The organism is Bradyrhizobium sp. 154, assembly GCF_023073875.1.
Taxonomy (GTDB): domain Bacteria; phylum Pseudomonadota; class Alphaproteobacteria; order Rhizobiales; family Xanthobacteraceae; genus Bradyrhizobium.
The window spans coordinates 23,156-39,575 of the sequence record NZ_JADPKG010000058.1 but is presented as its reverse complement, the minus strand read 5'-3'; the positions used below and the strand labels follow the sequence as shown (position 1 = coordinate 39,575).

15 protein-coding genes and 1 pseudogene are annotated in these 16,420 nt (G+C 64.7%); 10 read left to right on the top strand and 6 right to left on the bottom strand.

Annotation, left to right across the window (positions count from 1 at the left end):
- The first annotated feature begins 31 nt into the window (after positions 1 to 31).
- The 5 genes from IVA92_RS15655 (at position 32) to IVA92_RS15635 (ending at position 7,096) form a co-directional block, all read left to right on the top strand.
- Positions 32 to 1,288 carry an aspartate kinase gene (locus tag IVA92_RS15655; protein WP_247276270.1) on the top strand — a complete coding sequence of 419 codons (1,257 nt, stop codon included), beginning with the start codon at positions 32 to 34 and terminating at the stop codon, positions 1,286 to 1,288.
- 286 nt (positions 1,289 to 1,574) lie between these two features.
- The gene (ptsP, locus tag IVA92_RS15650) at positions 1,575 to 3,842 is read left to right on the top strand and encodes a phosphoenolpyruvate--protein phosphotransferase (protein WP_247276269.1); all 2,268 of its coding nucleotides are present in this window, start codon (positions 1,575 to 1,577) and stop codon (positions 3,840 to 3,842) included.
- 59 nt (positions 3,843 to 3,901) lie between these two features.
- On the top strand, positions 3,902 to 4,987 hold the full coding sequence (gene prfA, locus IVA92_RS15645; RefSeq protein WP_247276268.1) for a peptide chain release factor 1: 1,086 nt from the start codon (positions 3,902 to 3,904) through the stop codon (positions 4,985 to 4,987).
- Between the two features lie 3 nt (positions 4,988 to 4,990).
- On the top strand, positions 4,991 to 5,872 hold the full coding sequence (prmC, locus tag IVA92_RS15640; protein WP_247276267.1) for a peptide chain release factor N(5)-glutamine methyltransferase: 882 nt from the start codon (positions 4,991 to 4,993) through the stop codon (positions 5,870 to 5,872).
- 462 nt (positions 5,873 to 6,334) lie between these two features.
- Entirely contained in the window at positions 6,335 to 7,096 is a 762-nt protein-coding gene (locus IVA92_RS15635) for a DUF4167 domain-containing protein (protein WP_247276266.1), read from the top strand.
- A gap of 53 nt (positions 7,097 to 7,149) precedes the next feature.
- Here IVA92_RS15635 and IVA92_RS15630 read toward each other — a convergent pair whose 3' ends face one another.
- The gene (locus IVA92_RS15630; protein ID WP_247276265.1) at positions 7,150 to 7,896 is read right to left on the bottom strand and encodes a methyltransferase domain-containing protein; all 747 of its coding nucleotides are present in this window, start codon (positions 7,894 to 7,896) and stop codon (positions 7,150 to 7,152) included.
- A 108-nt stretch (positions 7,897 to 8,004) separates the two neighbouring features.
- Between IVA92_RS15630 and gloB the strand changes: the two genes are divergently transcribed.
- Both gloB and IVA92_RS15620 read left to right on the top strand, forming a co-directional pair.
- Complete coding sequence (gene gloB / locus IVA92_RS15625; RefSeq protein WP_247276264.1) at positions 8,005 to 8,772, top strand: hydroxyacylglutathione hydrolase; 768 nt, start codon at positions 8,005 to 8,007, stop codon at positions 8,770 to 8,772.
- Between the two features lie 23 nt (positions 8,773 to 8,795).
- Positions 8,796 to 9,218: a cupin domain-containing protein gene (locus tag IVA92_RS15620; RefSeq protein WP_247276263.1), complete on the top strand. Its 423-nt coding sequence runs from the start codon at positions 8,796 to 8,798 to the stop codon at positions 9,216 to 9,218.
- A gap of 7 nt (positions 9,219 to 9,225) precedes the next feature.
- Here IVA92_RS15620 and IVA92_RS15615 read toward each other — a convergent pair whose 3' ends face one another.
- The 3 genes from IVA92_RS15615 to IVA92_RS15605 form a co-directional block, all read right to left on the bottom strand.
- Positions 9,226 to 10,095, bottom strand: coding sequence for an EamA family transporter (locus IVA92_RS15615; RefSeq protein ID WP_247276262.1), 870 nt, complete (start codon positions 10,093 to 10,095; stop codon positions 9,226 to 9,228).
- Positions 10,096 to 10,211: 116 nt separating this feature from the next.
- Positions 10,212 to 10,937: an acetoacetyl-CoA reductase gene (gene phbB / locus IVA92_RS15610; protein ID WP_247276261.1), complete on the bottom strand. Its 726-nt coding sequence runs from the start codon at positions 10,935 to 10,937 to the stop codon at positions 10,212 to 10,214.
- Positions 10,938 to 11,184: 247 nt separating this feature from the next.
- Complete coding sequence (locus IVA92_RS15605) at positions 11,185 to 12,363, bottom strand: acetyl-CoA C-acetyltransferase (protein ID WP_247276260.1); 1,179 nt, start codon at positions 12,361 to 12,363, stop codon at positions 11,185 to 11,187.
- A gap of 305 nt (positions 12,364 to 12,668) precedes the next feature.
- Between IVA92_RS15605 and phaR the strand changes: the two genes are divergently transcribed.
- Together phaR and IVA92_RS15595 are read left to right on the top strand one after the other, a co-directional pair.
- Positions 12,669 to 13,259: a polyhydroxyalkanoate synthesis repressor PhaR gene (phaR, locus tag IVA92_RS15600; RefSeq protein ID WP_247276259.1), complete on the top strand. Its 591-nt coding sequence runs from the start codon at positions 12,669 to 12,671 to the stop codon at positions 13,257 to 13,259.
- Positions 13,260 to 13,302: 43 nt separating this feature from the next.
- Entirely contained in the window at positions 13,303 to 13,920 is a 618-nt protein-coding gene (locus tag IVA92_RS15595) for a class I SAM-dependent methyltransferase (RefSeq protein WP_247276258.1), read from the top strand.
- A 118-nt stretch (positions 13,921 to 14,038) separates the two neighbouring features.
- On the opposite strand, the pseudogene IVA92_RS15590 reads toward IVA92_RS15595, so the two are convergent.
- Positions 14,039 to 14,925: pseudogene (locus IVA92_RS15590) on the bottom strand (branched-chain amino acid aminotransferase).
- Between the two features lie 114 nt (positions 14,926 to 15,039).
- Here IVA92_RS15590 and IVA92_RS15585 point away from each other — a divergent pair.
- Positions 15,040 to 15,975, top strand: coding sequence for an alpha/beta hydrolase (locus tag IVA92_RS15585; protein WP_247276257.1), 936 nt, complete (start codon positions 15,040 to 15,042; stop codon positions 15,973 to 15,975).
- Between the two features lie 9 nt (positions 15,976 to 15,984).
- Here IVA92_RS15585 and IVA92_RS15580 read toward each other — a convergent pair whose 3' ends face one another.
- A complete protein-coding gene (locus tag IVA92_RS15580; RefSeq protein ID WP_247276256.1) occupies positions 15,985 to 16,230 on the bottom strand; it encodes a hypothetical protein in 246 nt (81 codons plus the stop codon).
- Positions 16,231 to 16,420: the final 190 nt, after the last annotated feature.

The window sequence follows — 16,420 nt, the reverse complement described above, 5'->3', positions numbered from 1 at the left end:
CTGATCCTTATGAGGGAATGCACGCGTCGTCATGAGCCGCCTCGTGATGAAATTCGGCGGCACATCCGTCGCCAACATCGAACGTATCCGCAACGTCGCGCGCCATGTGAAGCGCGAGGTCGACGCCGGCCATGAAGTGGCCGTTGTCGTCTCGGCGATGTCTGGCAAGACCAACGAGCTGGTGGCCTGGTGCACCGAGGCCTCGCCCATGCACGATGCGCGCGAGTACGACGCCGTCGTGGCCTCTGGCGAACAGGTGACGTCCGGCCTGCTTGCCATCGTGCTGCAGGGCATGGGCATCCAGGCCCGCTCCTGGCAGGGCTGGCAGATACCGATCAAGACGAGCGACGCCCATGCCTCGGCTCGAATCGAGGACATCGACGGCAGCGAGATCATCAAGCGCTTTAGGGAGCGCAAGGAGGTCGCGGTGATCGCCGGCTTCCAGGGCATCAACCCCGAGACTGGTCGCATCACCACGCTCGGCCGTGGCGGCTCCGACACCTCGGCCGTGGCGGTCGCCGCCGCCGTCAAGGCGGACCGTTGCGATATCTACACCGATGTCGACGGCGTCTACACGACCGATCCACGAATCGTGCCGAAGGCCAAGAGGCTCGACAAGATCGCATTCGAAGACATGCTGGAACTGGCCTCCCAGGGCGCCAAAGTGCTCCAGGTCCGCTCGGTGGAACTCGGCATGGTTCACAACATGCCGATTTTCGTCCGCTCAAGTTTCGATAAGCCCGAGGACATCGACCCGCATGCCAACCAGCCGCCCGGCACGCTGATCTGCAGCGAGGAGGAGATCATGGAAAGCCACGTCGTCACCGGTATCGCCTTCTCCAAGGACGAGGCCCAGATCTCGGTGCGCCAGATCGAGGACAAGCCGGGCGTCGCGGCCTCGATCTTCGGCCCGCTGGCGGACGCCAACATCAACGTCGACATGATCGTTCAGAACGTTTCTGAAGACGGCAAGACCACCGACCTCACCTTCACGGTGCCGGCCGCCGACTACACCCGCGCCAAGGACACAATTACCGCCGCCAAGGCCAAGATCGGCTATGCCCGGCTCGATACTGCCACCGACGTCGCCAAGATCTCGGTGATCGGCAGCGGAATGCGCAGCCATGCCGGCGTTGCCGCCCAGGCGTTCTCGGCCCTCGCCAGACGGAATATCAATATCCGGGCCATTACAACCTCCGAGATCAAATTCTCGGTTTTGATCGATGCGGCCTATACCGAGCTTGCGGTGCGCACCCTGCACACGCTCTACGGCCTCGATCAGACTTAGACGAATTTTCTCTTAGCGGTCGCAGCAAACGCGAAGGCGTCCACACATTCGCGTTTGGCAGGCGTTTTGCTTGGCAAAACAAGCCCCAATTCGCTATACGGCGAACAGGGTTGGCTGCCGAAAACTGTGCCCCAGTTGAAGCGGTGTCGATTCGGCAAAAGCGTCAAGGCTCACTAGATTGAGCTTGGGCCGGCGCCGGACGAGCAGGCTTTGTTGCTTTTCTGGATTTCTGGGCCAGCCGCCGACGGCCCTTTCGGGCTCGGCAGACGGAGGAGATTGACGGTTCATGCGGAGCGCGTCGGGAGGTCCCCGCGTCTTATTGAGACGGCTCCGCGAAACCATGGCGGAGCAGGTTTCGGCCCAGGAGCGGCTGGACAAGATCGTGGTGCTGATCGCCGCCAATATGGTGGCCGAGGTCTGCTCGGTCTATGTGCTGCGCGTCGACAACACGCTCGAGCTCTACGCCACCGAAGGTCTCAACCGCGAGGCGGTGCATCACACGGTGCTCAGCGCCCATGAGGGCCTGGTCGGACTCGTCGCCAGCGAGGCGACGCCGCTCAATCTAAGCGATGCGCAGAGCCACCCGGCCTTCTCGTTCCGCCCCGAGACCGGCGAAGAAATCTACCACTCCTTCCTCGGCGTCCCGATCCTGCGGGCCGGCAACACGCTCGGCGTGCTGGTGGTGCAGAACCGTGCCAAGCGCAACTATGTCGAGGAGGAGCTCGAGGCGCTCCAGACCACCGCCATGGTGCTGGCGGAGCTGATTGCCTCCGGCGAACTATCCGCGCTGGCCCAGCCGGGCCAGGAGCCTGCCGCGCGCCATTCCGCGCAGAAGGTCGGCGCCATCCTGTCGGAAGGCATCGCGCTCGGCCATGTCGTGCTGCACGAGCCGCGCGTGGTCATCAAGGACTACATCGCCGAGGACCTGCCGAAGGAAATCAAGCGGCTCGACACCGCGCTCGCCAAGCTGCGCGCCGATCTCGACCGCATGCTTGAGCGCGGCGACGTCGCGGAGGGCGGCGAGCACCGCGAGGTGCTGGAAGCCTATCGCATGTTCGCCAACGACCAGGGCTGGTCGCACAAGCTGCATGAGGCGGTCGCCACCGGCCTCACCGCGGAGGCCGCCGTCGAGCGCGTCCAGTCCGACACCCGCGCGCGCATGCTGCGCTCGACCGATCCATATCTGCGCGACCGCCTGCACGACCTGGAAGATCTCGGCTACCGCCTGATGCGGCAGCTGGTCGGCCAGGACCACGCGCCCTCACGCGAGCAATTGCCCGACAACGCCATCGTCATCGCGCGTGCGATGGGCCCGGCGGCGCTGCTCGACTACGACCGCAAGCGCCTGCGCGGCATCGTGCTGGAGGAAGGCACCGCCAATTCCCACGTCTCGATCGTGGCGCGCGCGCTCGGAATTCCTGCGGTCGGCGAAGTCCCGAACGCGCCGGGTATCGCCGATCCCGGCGACGCCATCATCGTCGACGGCACGTCGGGCTCGATCTACGTGCGCCCCTCGCAGGAAATCGAGGCCGCCTTCGCCGAGCGCGTGCGCTTCCGCGCCCGCCGCCAGGCGCAGTACCTCGCACTGCGCGACCGGCCTTGCGTGACCAAGGATGGCGAGAAGGTCGAGCTCATGATCAACGCAGGTCTCGCCATCGACCTGCCCCATATCGAGGACACCGGCAGCGCCGGCATCGGCCTGTTCCGCACCGAATTGCAATTCATGGTCGGCCAGAGCCTGCCGCGCACCAGTGACCAGCTCGCGCTCTATCGCACCGTGCTGGATGCGGCCGGCAGCAAGCCCGTCACCTTCCGCACCCTCGACATCGGCGGCGACAAGGCGCTGCCCTACATGGAAGCGGTGGTCGAGGAGAATCCCGCGCTCGGCTGGCGCGCGATCCGGCTCGGGCTCGATCGTCCCGGCCTGTTGCGCGGCCAAATCCGCGCGCTCCTGCGCGCCGGCGGCGGCCGCGCACTGCGCATCATGTTCCCGATGATCTCGGAAGTCGCCGAATTCGATGCGGCCAAGGCGCTAGTCGAGCGCGAACTCACATATTTGCGCCAGCACGGCCACACGCTGCCGGAGCGGATCGACATCGGCACCATGGTCGAGGTGCCCGCCCTGCTCTACCAGCTCGACGAGCTCCTAAGGAAGGTCGACTTCATCTCGGTCGGCTCGAACGATCTGTTCCAGTTTCTGTTCGCCGTCGATCGCGGCAACCCAAAAGTGTCCGAGCGCTTCGACACCATGTCGGCGCCGATCTTGCGCGCGCTGCGCGACATCGCACGCAAGTCCCATGCGGCCAAGAAGTCGCTTTCGCTCTGCGGCGAAATGGCCTCGAAGCCGGTCGGCGCGCTGGCGCTGATCGCACTGGGCTATCGCTCGCTCTCGCTCTCGGCGACCGCCCTCGGCCCAGTCAAGGCCATGGTGCTCGACCTCGACGCCAGGAAGGCCGAAGCCATGCTCGGCCCGTTGCTGGACGCGCCCGCGGGCAGCGTCTCGATCCGGCAGAAGCTGACGGAATTTGCCGAGGCCGAAGGCCTGGCGTTGTAGCGGGCCTGGCGCCGCTTCCGCTCACCTCGCCTCCGCCCGCCCATTTGAGACTGAACCCGATGTCGTCACTCCCCGAAGCCAAACTCGACGTCCTGCTCGCACATCACGCCTCGCTCGAGGCCGAATCGCTCGGCCAGCTCGCCTCCGACCGTTATGTGCAGATCACCCGCGAGCTCGCCGAGATCACGCCGCTGATCGAGGCGGTGAAGACCTATCGTTCCGCGGTCAAGGAGCTCGCCGACACCGAGGCCCTGATCGCCGATCCCGCGACAGATGCCGAGATGCGCAGCATGGCGGAAGCCGAACGCGACGAGCTGATGGCCAGGATCGAGGACCTGGTCCAGAAGATCCGCGTCGCGCTACTGCCCAAAGACGCCATGGACGACCGCAACGTCGTGCTGGAAATCCGCGCCGGCACCGGCGGCGACGAGGCTTCGCTGTTCGCCGGCGATCTGTTCCGGATGTACGAGCGCTTCGCCAGCCTGCAGGGCTGGAAGGTCGAGGTGATCTCGGCCAGCGAAGGCACCGTTGGCGGCTACAAGGAGATCATCGCGGAGGTGCAGGGCCGCGGCGCGTTCTCCAAGCTGAAATTCGAATCCGGCGTGCACCGGGTGCAGCGCGTGCCCGATACCGAGACGCAAGGACGTATTCACACCTCGGCGGCGACGGTCGCGGTGCTGCCGGAGGTCGAGGACGTCGACGTCGACATCAAGAACGACGATCTGCGCATCGAGACCATGCGTGCGCAGGGCGCCGGCGGCCAGCACGTCAACAAGACCGAATCGGCGATCCGCATCACCCACATCCCGACCGGCATCGTGGTGATGATGCAGGACAGCCGCTCGCAGCACAAGAACCGCGCCTCCGCCATGAACATCCTGCGCTCGCGCATCTACGACGCCGAGCGCCAGCGCGTCGACGCCGCGCGGTCGGCCGAGCGCAAGGAGAAGGTCGGCTCCGGCGACCGCAGCGAGCGCATCCGCACCTATAACTTCCCGCAGGGGCGCGTGACCGACCATCGCATCAATCTGACGCTCTACAAGCTGCCACAGGTGATCGCGGGGGAAGCACTCGGCGAGCTGATTGACGCTCTGACCACTGAGCACCAGGCCGCACAGCTCGCCGCGCAAGGCGCGGCGGCCTGACGCGTGAGCAATCCCTTCACCGGACAATCGATCGAGAGTGCACGGCGCACGCTGGCCACACAATTGAGATCGGCGCAGCGCGACGAAGCCGATCTCGATGCCCGCATCCTGCTCGGTGCGGTGCTCGGCCTCGACCTCACCGGCCTGATCGCGCAGGCCACCCGCTCGCTCACGGATGCCGAGGCGTCGCGGCTCGCGCAGCACGCACAGCGTCGCATCGCCGGCGAGCCGGTGGCGCGCATCCTCGGGACCCGCGAATTCTGGGGACTGCCATTTCGCCTGTCCGAAGCAACCCTGGTCCCGCGTACCGATACCGAGACCGTGGTCGAGCTTGCACTCGAAATCCTTCGCGAGCAGAAGGCAGCTTATCCACCTCGCATCGCCGACATCGGCACCGGATCCGGCGCGATCCTGCTGGCGCTGCTGCATGAGATCCCTGACGCTTTCGGCGTCGCCACCGATCTCAGCCTGACCGCGCTCACAACCGCCAGGGACAATGCCACAACGCTCGGCCTTGCCGACCGCGCCGCCTTCATCGCCTGCTCCTATGCCGCCGCGCTCTCGGGTCCCTTCGATCTCATCGTGTCGAATCCACCCTATATTCCATCCGCCGAAATCCCTAAATTGAGCATCGAGGTGCGCGAGCACGATCCACATCTGGCGCTCGACGGCGGCAATGACGGATACGACGCCTATCGCGCCCTGATCCCGCAGGCGAGCGAACGTCTTGCCCCCGGCGGCGCGCTGATCGTGGAGGCCGGACAGGGCCAGGCCGGAAATATTGAAACCTTGATGCTGGCTGCGGCGTTAGTGGTGGACAGGCCCCCCAAGGCCGATCTGGCGGGTATTCCGCGGGCCGTTTCGGCCCGAAAAATGCCCCCATAAAAGCCGGAATGGCCTGTAAAAACCTCTTGGAATATCCCGTGGGAACGACTACGTTCCGGTCAACACATCGGTGCCGGCCCCGTAGACCTACGGGCGAAAGCCGGGCTCTCGGGCGAGAGCTTTTACTGATATAGGTTCCAAGCCGCAGGTCCTGTTGAGCGCGATGGCCAGTGGAGCTGCGCTGCTCTCCGACCGCAACGTGAACGAAAGCCTGAATTTGCGCTTGAAGACTTACGCAAGAAAGCTGGGCTTGTTTCGGCAGGCGATATGAATGGGTTCGCTGGCAATGAATGCTGGCGGGTGGGGAACGCGTCTTTGTTGAACGCGACGGTCGACGAACATCGGCAGGGTTCAGGCCCCTCTTGCGCGCGGTTCGTGTGAGAGTCGTGAACCGCTGTCACCAGGTCACTCCTAGCAATCAGTAACGCGTGCAACCTTTAGGGCTGGAATTAAAGGCAGGACATGAGAAACGGTCAGAACAAGCAGCGGATGCGCAACCGCAACAACAATAACAACAACAACCGCCGCGGCCAGAACCCGATGACCCGGGTCTACGAGTCCAACGGGCCCGACATCAAGATCCGCGGCACGGCTTCGCACATCGCTGAAAAGTATCTTCAGCTCGCGCGCGATGCGCGCTCCTCCGGCGACCCCGTTGCAGCCGAGAACTACTACCAGCATGCCGAGCATTATTTCCGCCTGATCGCCGCCGCCCAGGAGCAGTTCCGCCAGAACCAGCAGCAGCCGCGCGGTGACGAGCCGACCGCCAGCAACGACGATGGCGAGGACGATGGCGAGAATTTCTCGGCCTTCGGCCAGGAGCCGGGCTTCGTCCCGCAGCCGCCGCAGCAGCCTTTCATGCGCGACCGCGACGGCCAGCGTGATCAGCAGCGCGAGAACCAGCAGCCATATCACCGCGACCAGCAGCAGCCGCGCGAGCACCGCGAACGCGACCATCGTCCGCAACCGCAATACCAGCCGCCGCAACCGCCGAACCAGCCGCAGCCCGTCATTGCCGATGCCGGCAACGTCGATCGCCTGCCCTCCTTCATCACCGGCGCGCAGCCGCAAGTGAATGTCGGCGCGAATGGCGGCCAGGGCGGTTTCGAGGGCGGTGGCGGCAGCGAGCGTTATCCGCGGCGGCGGCGCCGGCCGCATGGCCCCCGTCCCGAGCGCGAAGCCGCGCCGGCGGCATCCAACGACGATCTCGCGCCCGGCGAATGAGCTGGTTGGTTTCGTAAACTGAGTCGTCCCGGCTCCGCCGGGACGATTTGTTTTCAGCTCCGGGTTACCGTCGTCGAGGACGGCACCAAGACGGGCTTCGCCAACGAGGGAATCAGCCGTGTCCGCTCGCGCTTGGCGGGAAGCGCGCGGTAGACCTGCTTGGTGGCTTCGACGATGTGCACGCCGGCAAAGGGCAGTGACAGCGCCGCGCCGGCGCGCTCCCACATCTGCGCCGATTTCAAGACCCAGCCGCCGGCATAAGGCGGCATGAACAGCGCCTCGCCCCAGGCGGTCGGCGTGAACCAGGTCTGGCGCAGCAACTCGGTGATCTGTGAGCGCGAATAGGGCCGGCCATGGCCGAACGGCGTGCTGTCGGTGCGCGTCCACACCCCACGCCGATTCGGGATCACCGCAATGACGCGACCAGACGGCGCCAGCACGCGCCAGACTTCGCGCAGCAGCGCAGCCGGGTCGTCCGACATCTCCAGCGCGTGGACCAGGAGAATGCGGTCGACCGCGGCGTCAGGAAGCGGCAGCGAGAATTCATCGACCAGCGAGGCCAGCGCCGGCCGCCCCGTCGGCCATTTCAGGACCCCCTGGGCCGCCGGCATGAACGCGAGGCAGCGCTCCGCGTCCTCGCGGAACAGTCCGAGATAGGGCGTGGGATAGCCGATGCCGAGTACGCGCTGACCCGCCGCGCCCGGCCAGCGTTGCCTGATGCCGCGGTTGATCATTTGTCGCGCCACGATCCCGAGGCGGCGGGAATAGAACTCGCGGAGGTCGACGACGTCGATGGTCATGGCGGCAATGTAACATGCGCAAGGCCGCCGCCGCGCGCGGAATATTGCATTGCCTGCGCAACGTTAACGCCATATTTGTCTGGCGGGGCTGAGCGCGATGGAGATGTCATGGCCGCCGAAATTCGTACTTTCACCTGTTTAAGCGACAATTTCGGTTATCTGATCCACGATGTGGAAACCAAGGCGACCGCCTCGATTGACGCGCCGGAGGCAGGTCCCATCCTCAAGGCGCTGGAGCGCGAGGGCTGGCAACTCACCGACATCCTGATCACCCATCATCATGGCGATCATGTCGGCGGGGTCGCCGAACTCAAGCGGAAATTCAGTTGCCGCGTCGTCGCGCCGCACGACAAGACGACGAGAATTGCCGACGTCGATTTGCGTGTCGCCAATGCCGACGTGGTCAAGATCGGCAACCTGCTGGCGCGCGTCGTGGAGACGCCCGGCCACACGCTCGACCACATCTCCTACGTATTCGACAATGAGAAGACCGTGTTCGCCGCCGATACGCTGTTTTCGATCGGCTGCGGCCGCGTGTTCGAGGGCACCTATCCGATGATGTGGGACTCGCTGTTGAAGCTGCGGGCCCTGCCCGATGACTTCAAGCTCTATTGCGGCCACGAATACACGGCGTCCAACGTCAAGTTCGCGCTCACCATCGAGCCGGACAACGCGGCGCTCCAGGCGCGCGCAGCGGAAGTTGCGAGGCTGCGGGCCGAGAACAAGCCGACCATTCCCGCCCTGCTCGGCGACGAGAAGCGGGCCAACGTGTTCCTGCGCGCCGATGAGCCATCGGTCGCAGCCAGGCTGCACATGAAGGGTGCGGATGCCGCCGAGGTGTTCGGCGAGCTACGCGAGCGCAAGAACAAATCCTAAAGCACAAGTCCTGACGGGGATCGATGCCGACTGCAGCCGAGATCATCGCCCGCCTCGAACTTCGCCCCCATCCCCAAGGCGGGCACTACCGCGAGACGTTTCGCGACCAGACCACGGATAGCAACGGGCGCTCGCGTTCGACCTTGATCTATTTCCTGCTCGCGCGCGGCGAGCGCTCATACTGGCATCGCATCGATGCGGTCGAAGTTTGGCACTATTACGCCGGCAGCCCCTTGATGCTGCGCATCGCGCACGACGGCTGCTCGCAGCACGAGGTGCAGCTCGGCACGGATCTCGTGAGCGGCGAGCGGCCGCAGGCGATCGTGCCGGCGAATGCCTGGCAGATGGCGGAAACGACCGGCGAATGGACGCTGGTCGGCTGCACCGTCGCGCCCGCATTCGAGTTCGCGAATTTCGAGCTCGCGCCGCCGGGCTGGGAGCCGTAGGCCTCGTTCACCGCTTCCGCAGCACCATGTCCTTCGCCGCGATCAGGCCGCCACCGGCGATCAGGATGGCGGCGACGGCGATGTTGGTGCTGGCTTTCGCAAAGCCGGCAGCGATGAGGAAGCCGGTCGACAATAGCGGCGTCGCATAGGAGGCGGCGCCGAGCACGCGGATGTCGCCGCGCTTCATGCCGATGTCCCAGGCGTAGAAGGCAGCACCGACGGGACCGATGCCGAGCGCGGCCACGGAGAGCCATTGCAGCGCGGTCTCCGGCCAGACCGTGGTTTCGAGCAGAGCATGCATCAGCGCGGCAAGCGCGGCGGTGGCGAGGCAGAAGCCCGCGACCGCGTCGGTCGGAACCGCCTTGAGCCGGCGCGACAGCACCGAATAGCTCGTCCAGACGAAGGCGGCGATGAAGGCCGCGACCAGTCCCGGCACCGCGCCCGACGCGAAGCCCGAGGTGTTGCCGGCCAACAGCAGCACGGTGCCGACAAGTCCGAGCACGGCGCCGGCGATGTGATGCAGGGCGAGCCGCTCGCCCGGCAGGAAGGACGAGAACAACACGATCAGCAGCGGCCAGAGATAATTCAAGAGGCCGGCTTCTGCCGGCGGGGCGAAGCGCAGGGCAAGGAAATAGAGGGCGTGATAGCCGAACAGGCCACCGACGCCGACGACCCAGACGACGAGCGGCTGGCGCACGCTGCTTGCCGCCTCGCCGCGACCGATCCAGGTGAGCAGGCCGACGAGGCCGCCGATCGCGAAGGTCATTGCGGCGAGCTGGAACGCCGGGATCTTTCCAGTCGCCACCGTCATCACTGACAGTAGCGACCACATCAGGATTGCGGTCAATCCGATCAGCGTCGCGGTGCGGGGAGTCATCGATCAAAGGGCTCTGAGGACGTTTATGCCCGGCGCGGAGCCGGGCATTTGCGTCTTCACTATCGCCTCGTCGCGCCTGAAGCTACAGGCTTTTGGCCCAATAGCCTGCGGCCATATCAGGCCTGATACTGGCCGCCATTGATGGTCATGGTCGATCCGGTGATGAAGCCGGCCTCGTCCGCCGCCAGGAACACGACCGCCCGCGCGATCTCCTCGGGCTCGCCGAGCCGGTTGACGGGGATCTGCGGAATCACGCTCTTTTCCAAAACGTCCTTCGGCACCGCCTGCACCATTTCGGTATTGATGTAGCCGGGGCAGATCGCATTGACGGTGATGCCGCCCTTGGCGTTCTCGAGCGCGAGCGCCTTGGTGAAACCGATGTCGCCGGCTTTGGCCGCTGAATAGTTGACTTGCCCGAACTGCCCCTTCTGGCCGTTGATCGACGAGATCGAGATGATGCGGCCGAACTTGCGCGCACGCATGCCCTCGATCACCTGGCGCGTCATGTTGAACAGCGAGCCGAGATTGGTGTTGATGACAGCGTTCCACTGCTCGAGCGTCATCTTGTGGAACGCAGTGTCGCGGGTGATGCCCGCATTGTTGACCAGCACCTCGATCGGGCCGAGATCGGCCTCGACCTTCTTCACGCCCTCGGCGCAGGCGTCGAAACTGCTGACGTCCCATTTGTAGACCGCGATGCCGGTCTCGGCCTTGAACTTCTCCGCCGCAGCATCGTTGCCGGCATAGCTCGCCGCAACCTTGTAGCCCGCCGCCTTCAGCGCCTTGCTGATGGCAGCACCGATGCCCCGCGTACCACCCGTGACCAATGCAACACGTGCCATGTCGTATTCCTTCCCTTGGACTCTTCGGACGTTTCTGACGCGATCGTTTTTTAACTGCGGATTATGCGGGACGTTTGACGGACATCAAGAACAAAACGCCCGGCATCGAGCCGGGCGTTTCTCTTTAGTCGAGGCCTGCGCAATTGCGAAGAATATTTGATTTGCAACCGCCGCCTTTTTAATCGCGTGCAACGCACTCATTGACGTGTGCAGCGCACGCGCAAGTTAAGTACGTGTCAGGTCCTTCTCAGTCGCGTGCCAGACACATCGCGATGCCCATGCCGCCGCCGATGCACAGCGTGGCAAGGCCCTTCTTCGAATCGCGCTTCTGCATTTCATGCAGCAGCGTGACCAGCACGCGGGCGCCGGACGCGCCGACTGGATGACCGATGGCGATCGCGCCGCCATTGACGTTGACCTTCGAGGTATCCCAGCCGAGGTCCTTGTTGACGGCGCAGGCCTGTGCCGCGAAGGCTTCGTTGGCTTCGATCAGGTCGAGATCGCCGACACTCCAGCCGGCCTTCTTCAGCGCGGCGCGCGAGGCCGGGATCGGGCCCGAGCCCATGATCTTCGGATCGACGCCGGCCTGCGCCCAGGACACGATGCGGGCAAGCGGCTTCTTGCCTTCCTTGGCAGCCTGCTTTGCGCTCATGAGCACCACGGCGGCAGCGCCGTCATTGATGCCCGAAGCAGAGCCCGCAGTGACCGTGCCGTCCTTCTCGAAAGCCGGCTTGAGCTTGGCCATCGCGTCTAGCGTCGCGCCATGGCGCGGATATTCGTCGGCGCTGACGACGACGTCGCCCTTGCGGGTCTTGATGGTGACGGGAACGATCTCGTCGTTGAACTTGCCGGCCTTCTGCGCGGCCTCGGCCTTCTGCTGCGAGGCGACCGCGAACTCGTCCTGTTGGGCGCGCGTGATCTGCCATTGCCGCGCGACGTTTTCGGCGGTGTTGCCCATGTGATAGCCGTTGAAGGCATCCCACAGGCCGTCCTTGATCATGGTGTCGACCAATTCGAGACCGCCCATCTTGACGCCGCCGCGCAGGTGCTGGGCGTGCGGGGCCATGCTCATGGACTCCTGTCCGCCAGCGACCACGATCTCGGAATCGCCGTTGAGCAGCGCCTGGTAGCCGAGGGCGACCGTGCGCAGGCCGGAGCCGCAGAGCTGGTTGACGCCCCAGGCCGGGCTCTCCACGGGAATGCCGGCGGCGATCGAGGCTTGACGGGCTGGGTTCTGGCCCTGAGCTGCGGTCAGGATCTGACCCATGATGACTTCCGAAACCCGACCGGGCTCGATGCCGGCGCGCTCCAGTGCAGCCTTGATGGCGATGGCGCCGAGATCATGGGCGGGAAGGGTCGCGAACGCTCCGTTGAAGCTTCCGACCGGGGTGCGGGCGGCGCTGACGATGACGACATCGTCTGACATGGGCATCTCCTGAGGTTGAATGGGGGCAGGCGGGGCTGGGGAAAACGGCTCGCCAGTCTCGATCGGCATCCTGTTAACGTCATTGCGGCATGTCAATCGGCCGGCGACCGAATTCATGCCGCAGCGCATTCAAAATAGCGTTCTTGGCGCTTTCGCAAGCACGATTTTGCTGTCCGATTAACCGTGCCGCACAAAACGGTAGCGTGACCCCTTTGAAAATGCTTATTTTGTTGCGTTGCGTACTCTTCCCGCCCTGCGGCATAGCCCGCTAGGTTCCCGTTCTCCGCGCTTGCAAGTGAGAGCCCATGGCGAAATCAGACCAACCCACCACGATCAAGAAATACGCGAACCGCCGGCTCTATAATACCGGAACGAGCACTTACGTGACGCTCGAGGACCTCGCCGCCATGGTCAAGGACGGCGAAGATTTCCTGGTCTACGACGCCAAGACCGGCGACGACATCACCCGCTCCGTGCTCGCCCAGATCATCTTCGAGCAGGAGAACAAGGCCGGCCAGAACCTGCTCCCGACCACCTTTCTGCGCCAGCTCATCCGCTTCTACGGCGACAGCATGCAGATGGTGGTGCCGAAATATCTCGAACAGTCGATCGCGACACTGACCCAGGAGCAGGAGAAGTTCCGCAAGCAGATCGCCAACACGCTGTCCGGCACACCGTTTGCGCCGCTCGAGGAGCAGGTCCGCCGCAACATGGAGCTATTCCAGCAGACCTTCTCGATGTTCAAGCCCTTCGCCGCGCCCCGTCCGGCGGCCACCCCGGAGCCAGAGCCCGATGCAAATGCCGAGGCGCCGAAGGACAGCAACATCGACGATCTGCGCCAGCAGATGAAGGAAATGCAGGAACGCCTCGAGCGGATGTCGAAGAAGGACGAGTAGGTCTTTCCATTGAGCCGGCTCTCCGCGAACCGTAGGACGCAACATGTCCGATCGACGCGCGCATTGGGACAACGTCTACGCCACCAAGGGCGAAGCCGAGGTCAGCTGGTTTCAGAACAGCCCGGCGACCTCGCTGGCGATGATCAGAGCAGCCAATCTGGACCGCGAGGCCGCCATCATCGACATTGGCGGCGGCGCATCGCGACTAGTCGATGCTCTGTTGCAGGACGGACATCGCGACGTCGGCGTGCTGGATCTCTCCGCAAACGCGCTTGACGTCGCGCAGAAGCGACTCGGCGCAGCCGCTTCAGTGGTTGAGTGGATCGTTGCCGATGTCACGACATGGCGCTCAGCAAAGACCTACGATCTATGGCACGATCGCGCGGCGTTTCACTTCCTGACCGAATCCCGCGACAGGGCCGCCTATGTCGAGCGCCTGCGGTCGGCACTTGCGCCCGGCGGCTACGTCATCATCGCGACGTTCGCGCCCGACGGCCCGGAGCAATGCAGCGGCCTGCCGGTGCAACGCCATGACAGCGTCAGCCTCGCGGCGGAACTCGGCCCCGACTTCGAGCTGATCGAAACGCGTAGCGATATCCACCATACGCCGTGGCATTCGACGCAGGCGTTTCAGTTCAGCCGGTTTCAGCGAAGCCATTAGAGTGTTGCGACGACCGATTGAATCCGCCCAGTACGCCGCGCCTATCGAGGAGTCACAACTGTCTCTGGAATACTGGATCGCCCGATCAAGTCGGGCGATCACAGCGGAGTAATGGCAGCTACGCCGCTAGCTTCACCGCATGCGCAAAATCCCAATAGAGTTTTCGCGCCCGGGCGTAGAACGGACCCGGCTTCAGTTCGCGCTCGTCGATGCGGACAACCGGCGCGACTTTGGCGAAATTGCCGGTGGAGAAGATCTCGTCAGCAGCGAGGAAGTCGGCATAGCGCAGCGTCTTCTCGACCACGGCGACGCCGTCGGCGCGAAGCAGGTTGATGACGCGCTGGCGCGTGATGCCGTTGAGGAACGTTCCGTTGGGCACGGGGGTGTAGACCACGCCGTCGTTGGCCATGAACACGTTGGAATTGCCGAACTCGGCGACATTGCCGAGCATGTCGAGCATCAACGCGTTCTGGAAGCCGCGCGAGGGGCCTCAGCGAGCGCGCGCGAATTGTTCGGATAGAGGCAGGCGGCCTTGGCCTCGACCGGCGCGCATTCGGCGGTCGGCCTGCGAAACGGCGACAGGGTGATGGCGTTGCCGACGGGTTTTGGCATCGGCGCCTCGTAGATGCACAGGCACCAATTGGTAGTCTCGGGATCGAACAGCACGCCGCCGCCCGAACCGTGCTGCGCCCAATACATCGGACGGATGTAGAGCTCGGCGTTGGCCGCAAAGCGCGCAATGCCCTCGCGCGCGAGCGTGAGCCAGGTGTCGGTATCGACCACCGGCTTGAGGCCAAAGTTGACCGCCGATTGATTGGCGCGGGCGACGTGGCGGTCGAGATCGGGCGCCACACCCTCGAACGCACGCGCGCCGTCGAACACGACAGAGCCGAGCCAAGCCGCATGCGTGCGCGGGCCCATGATCGGCACATTGCCGTCCTGCCATTTGCCGTCGAAGAAGGTCCAGCTCGGTGAATATTCGATGGGCTTCCTGATCTCGGCCATGACCGGCCTCCCTGGCGTGATGCCGCACTACAGCGCCACTATTGGTCGCAATTTCTAAATGATTCCCTGCGGGAAGATAGTTACCCTCTTCCCTTGTCGGAGAATGAAAGATCCATGCCGCTCGATCCGCTCGCAAAACGCTTGTTGGCCATGATGGCTGCCGCCGCGCCGCCGACACGAAGCCGGCCGAGCGTCGAGGCACGGCGGCAGTCGCTAGCGAAACTGATGCAGTTCGCGCGCGCTGATGCGCCGGATGTGACGACGTCCAACGGTAGGCTGCCGGGTCCTGGCGGCGAGCTGCCCTATCGCCTCTATGCGCCCGCAAGTGCCGGTCAACGCATGCCGGGATTCGTATTCTTTCACGGCGGCGGCCTCGTCGCTGGCAGCATCGCCACACACGACCGCATCGCAGCGGCGCTGGCGCATGCGACCGGCTGCCGCCTCGTCTCGGTCGACTACCGGCTCGCGCCCGAGCACAAATTTCCTGCCGCCGTCGACGATGCGATCGCCGCCACCGAGTGGGTCGCGCGTGAAGCGCCAACACTCGGCATCGATGCGGAACGGCTGGTGGTCGGCGGCGATTCCGCCGGCGCCACGCTGGCTGCGATCGTGTGCCAGGAGGCGATGCAGAACGCAGGCCTCTCCATCGTCGCGCAATGCCTGATCTGCCCGGTGCTGGATTTCGAGGAGATCTCGCCGTCGCGCGAGGCGTTCGCCGAGGGCCACCTGATCGATCGCCCCACCATGGAAGCCGACCTCGCCGACTATCTGCCTCAGGGTTTGGATGCCGCCGATCCCCGCATTTCGCCGCTACGCGCGACACGGCTCGCCGGCCTGCCGATGGCGATCATCCATACCGCCGAATTCGACCCGATGCGTGACGAAGGCAACGCCTATGCGCGCAAGCTGCTGACCGCGGGCGTGGTCGTCGAGCACACTTGCCATGACGGCATGATTCACAATTTCCACGCCATGGGCGCCATCCTGCCGCAGGCGCAGCTCGTGCTGTCGCAAATCGGCGAGCAGGTCAGGCGCGCGGTCGAGAAGTAACAGCGTGAATCACACGCGCGCGCCGAGCACGGCCCTGGCAGCCACGACATACTCAGGCCAATGCGCGTCCGCATAACGCTCGGCCTGCCGCGCGCAAGTGAGATCGGGCGCATGTGCGGCCGCAATCATGCGTGCGAACCGTTCCTCGGCCACCGTCACGTCATCAACTGCCGGCGCCGGGGCGGCTCCTGCGGCGGTTGGCGCGACGGCGAATCCCGCCAGTCCGGCGAGCACGATGCGGCGTGACGTGTTCATGGCTGTCGTTCCCCATTGTCCAGCCTGCACTCTGGCGGGCGAATGTGTCGGTGCGATCACGACAGGGTAACTGCGCGTATCGGTGTAGTCCATCGATTGCAGATACCGCCGGACCGATCACGTCCATCCAGCTGGCGCGCGGGACATCGCATCCCGGCCCAAACCGGAGGACAGCACGTGACCCGGCACA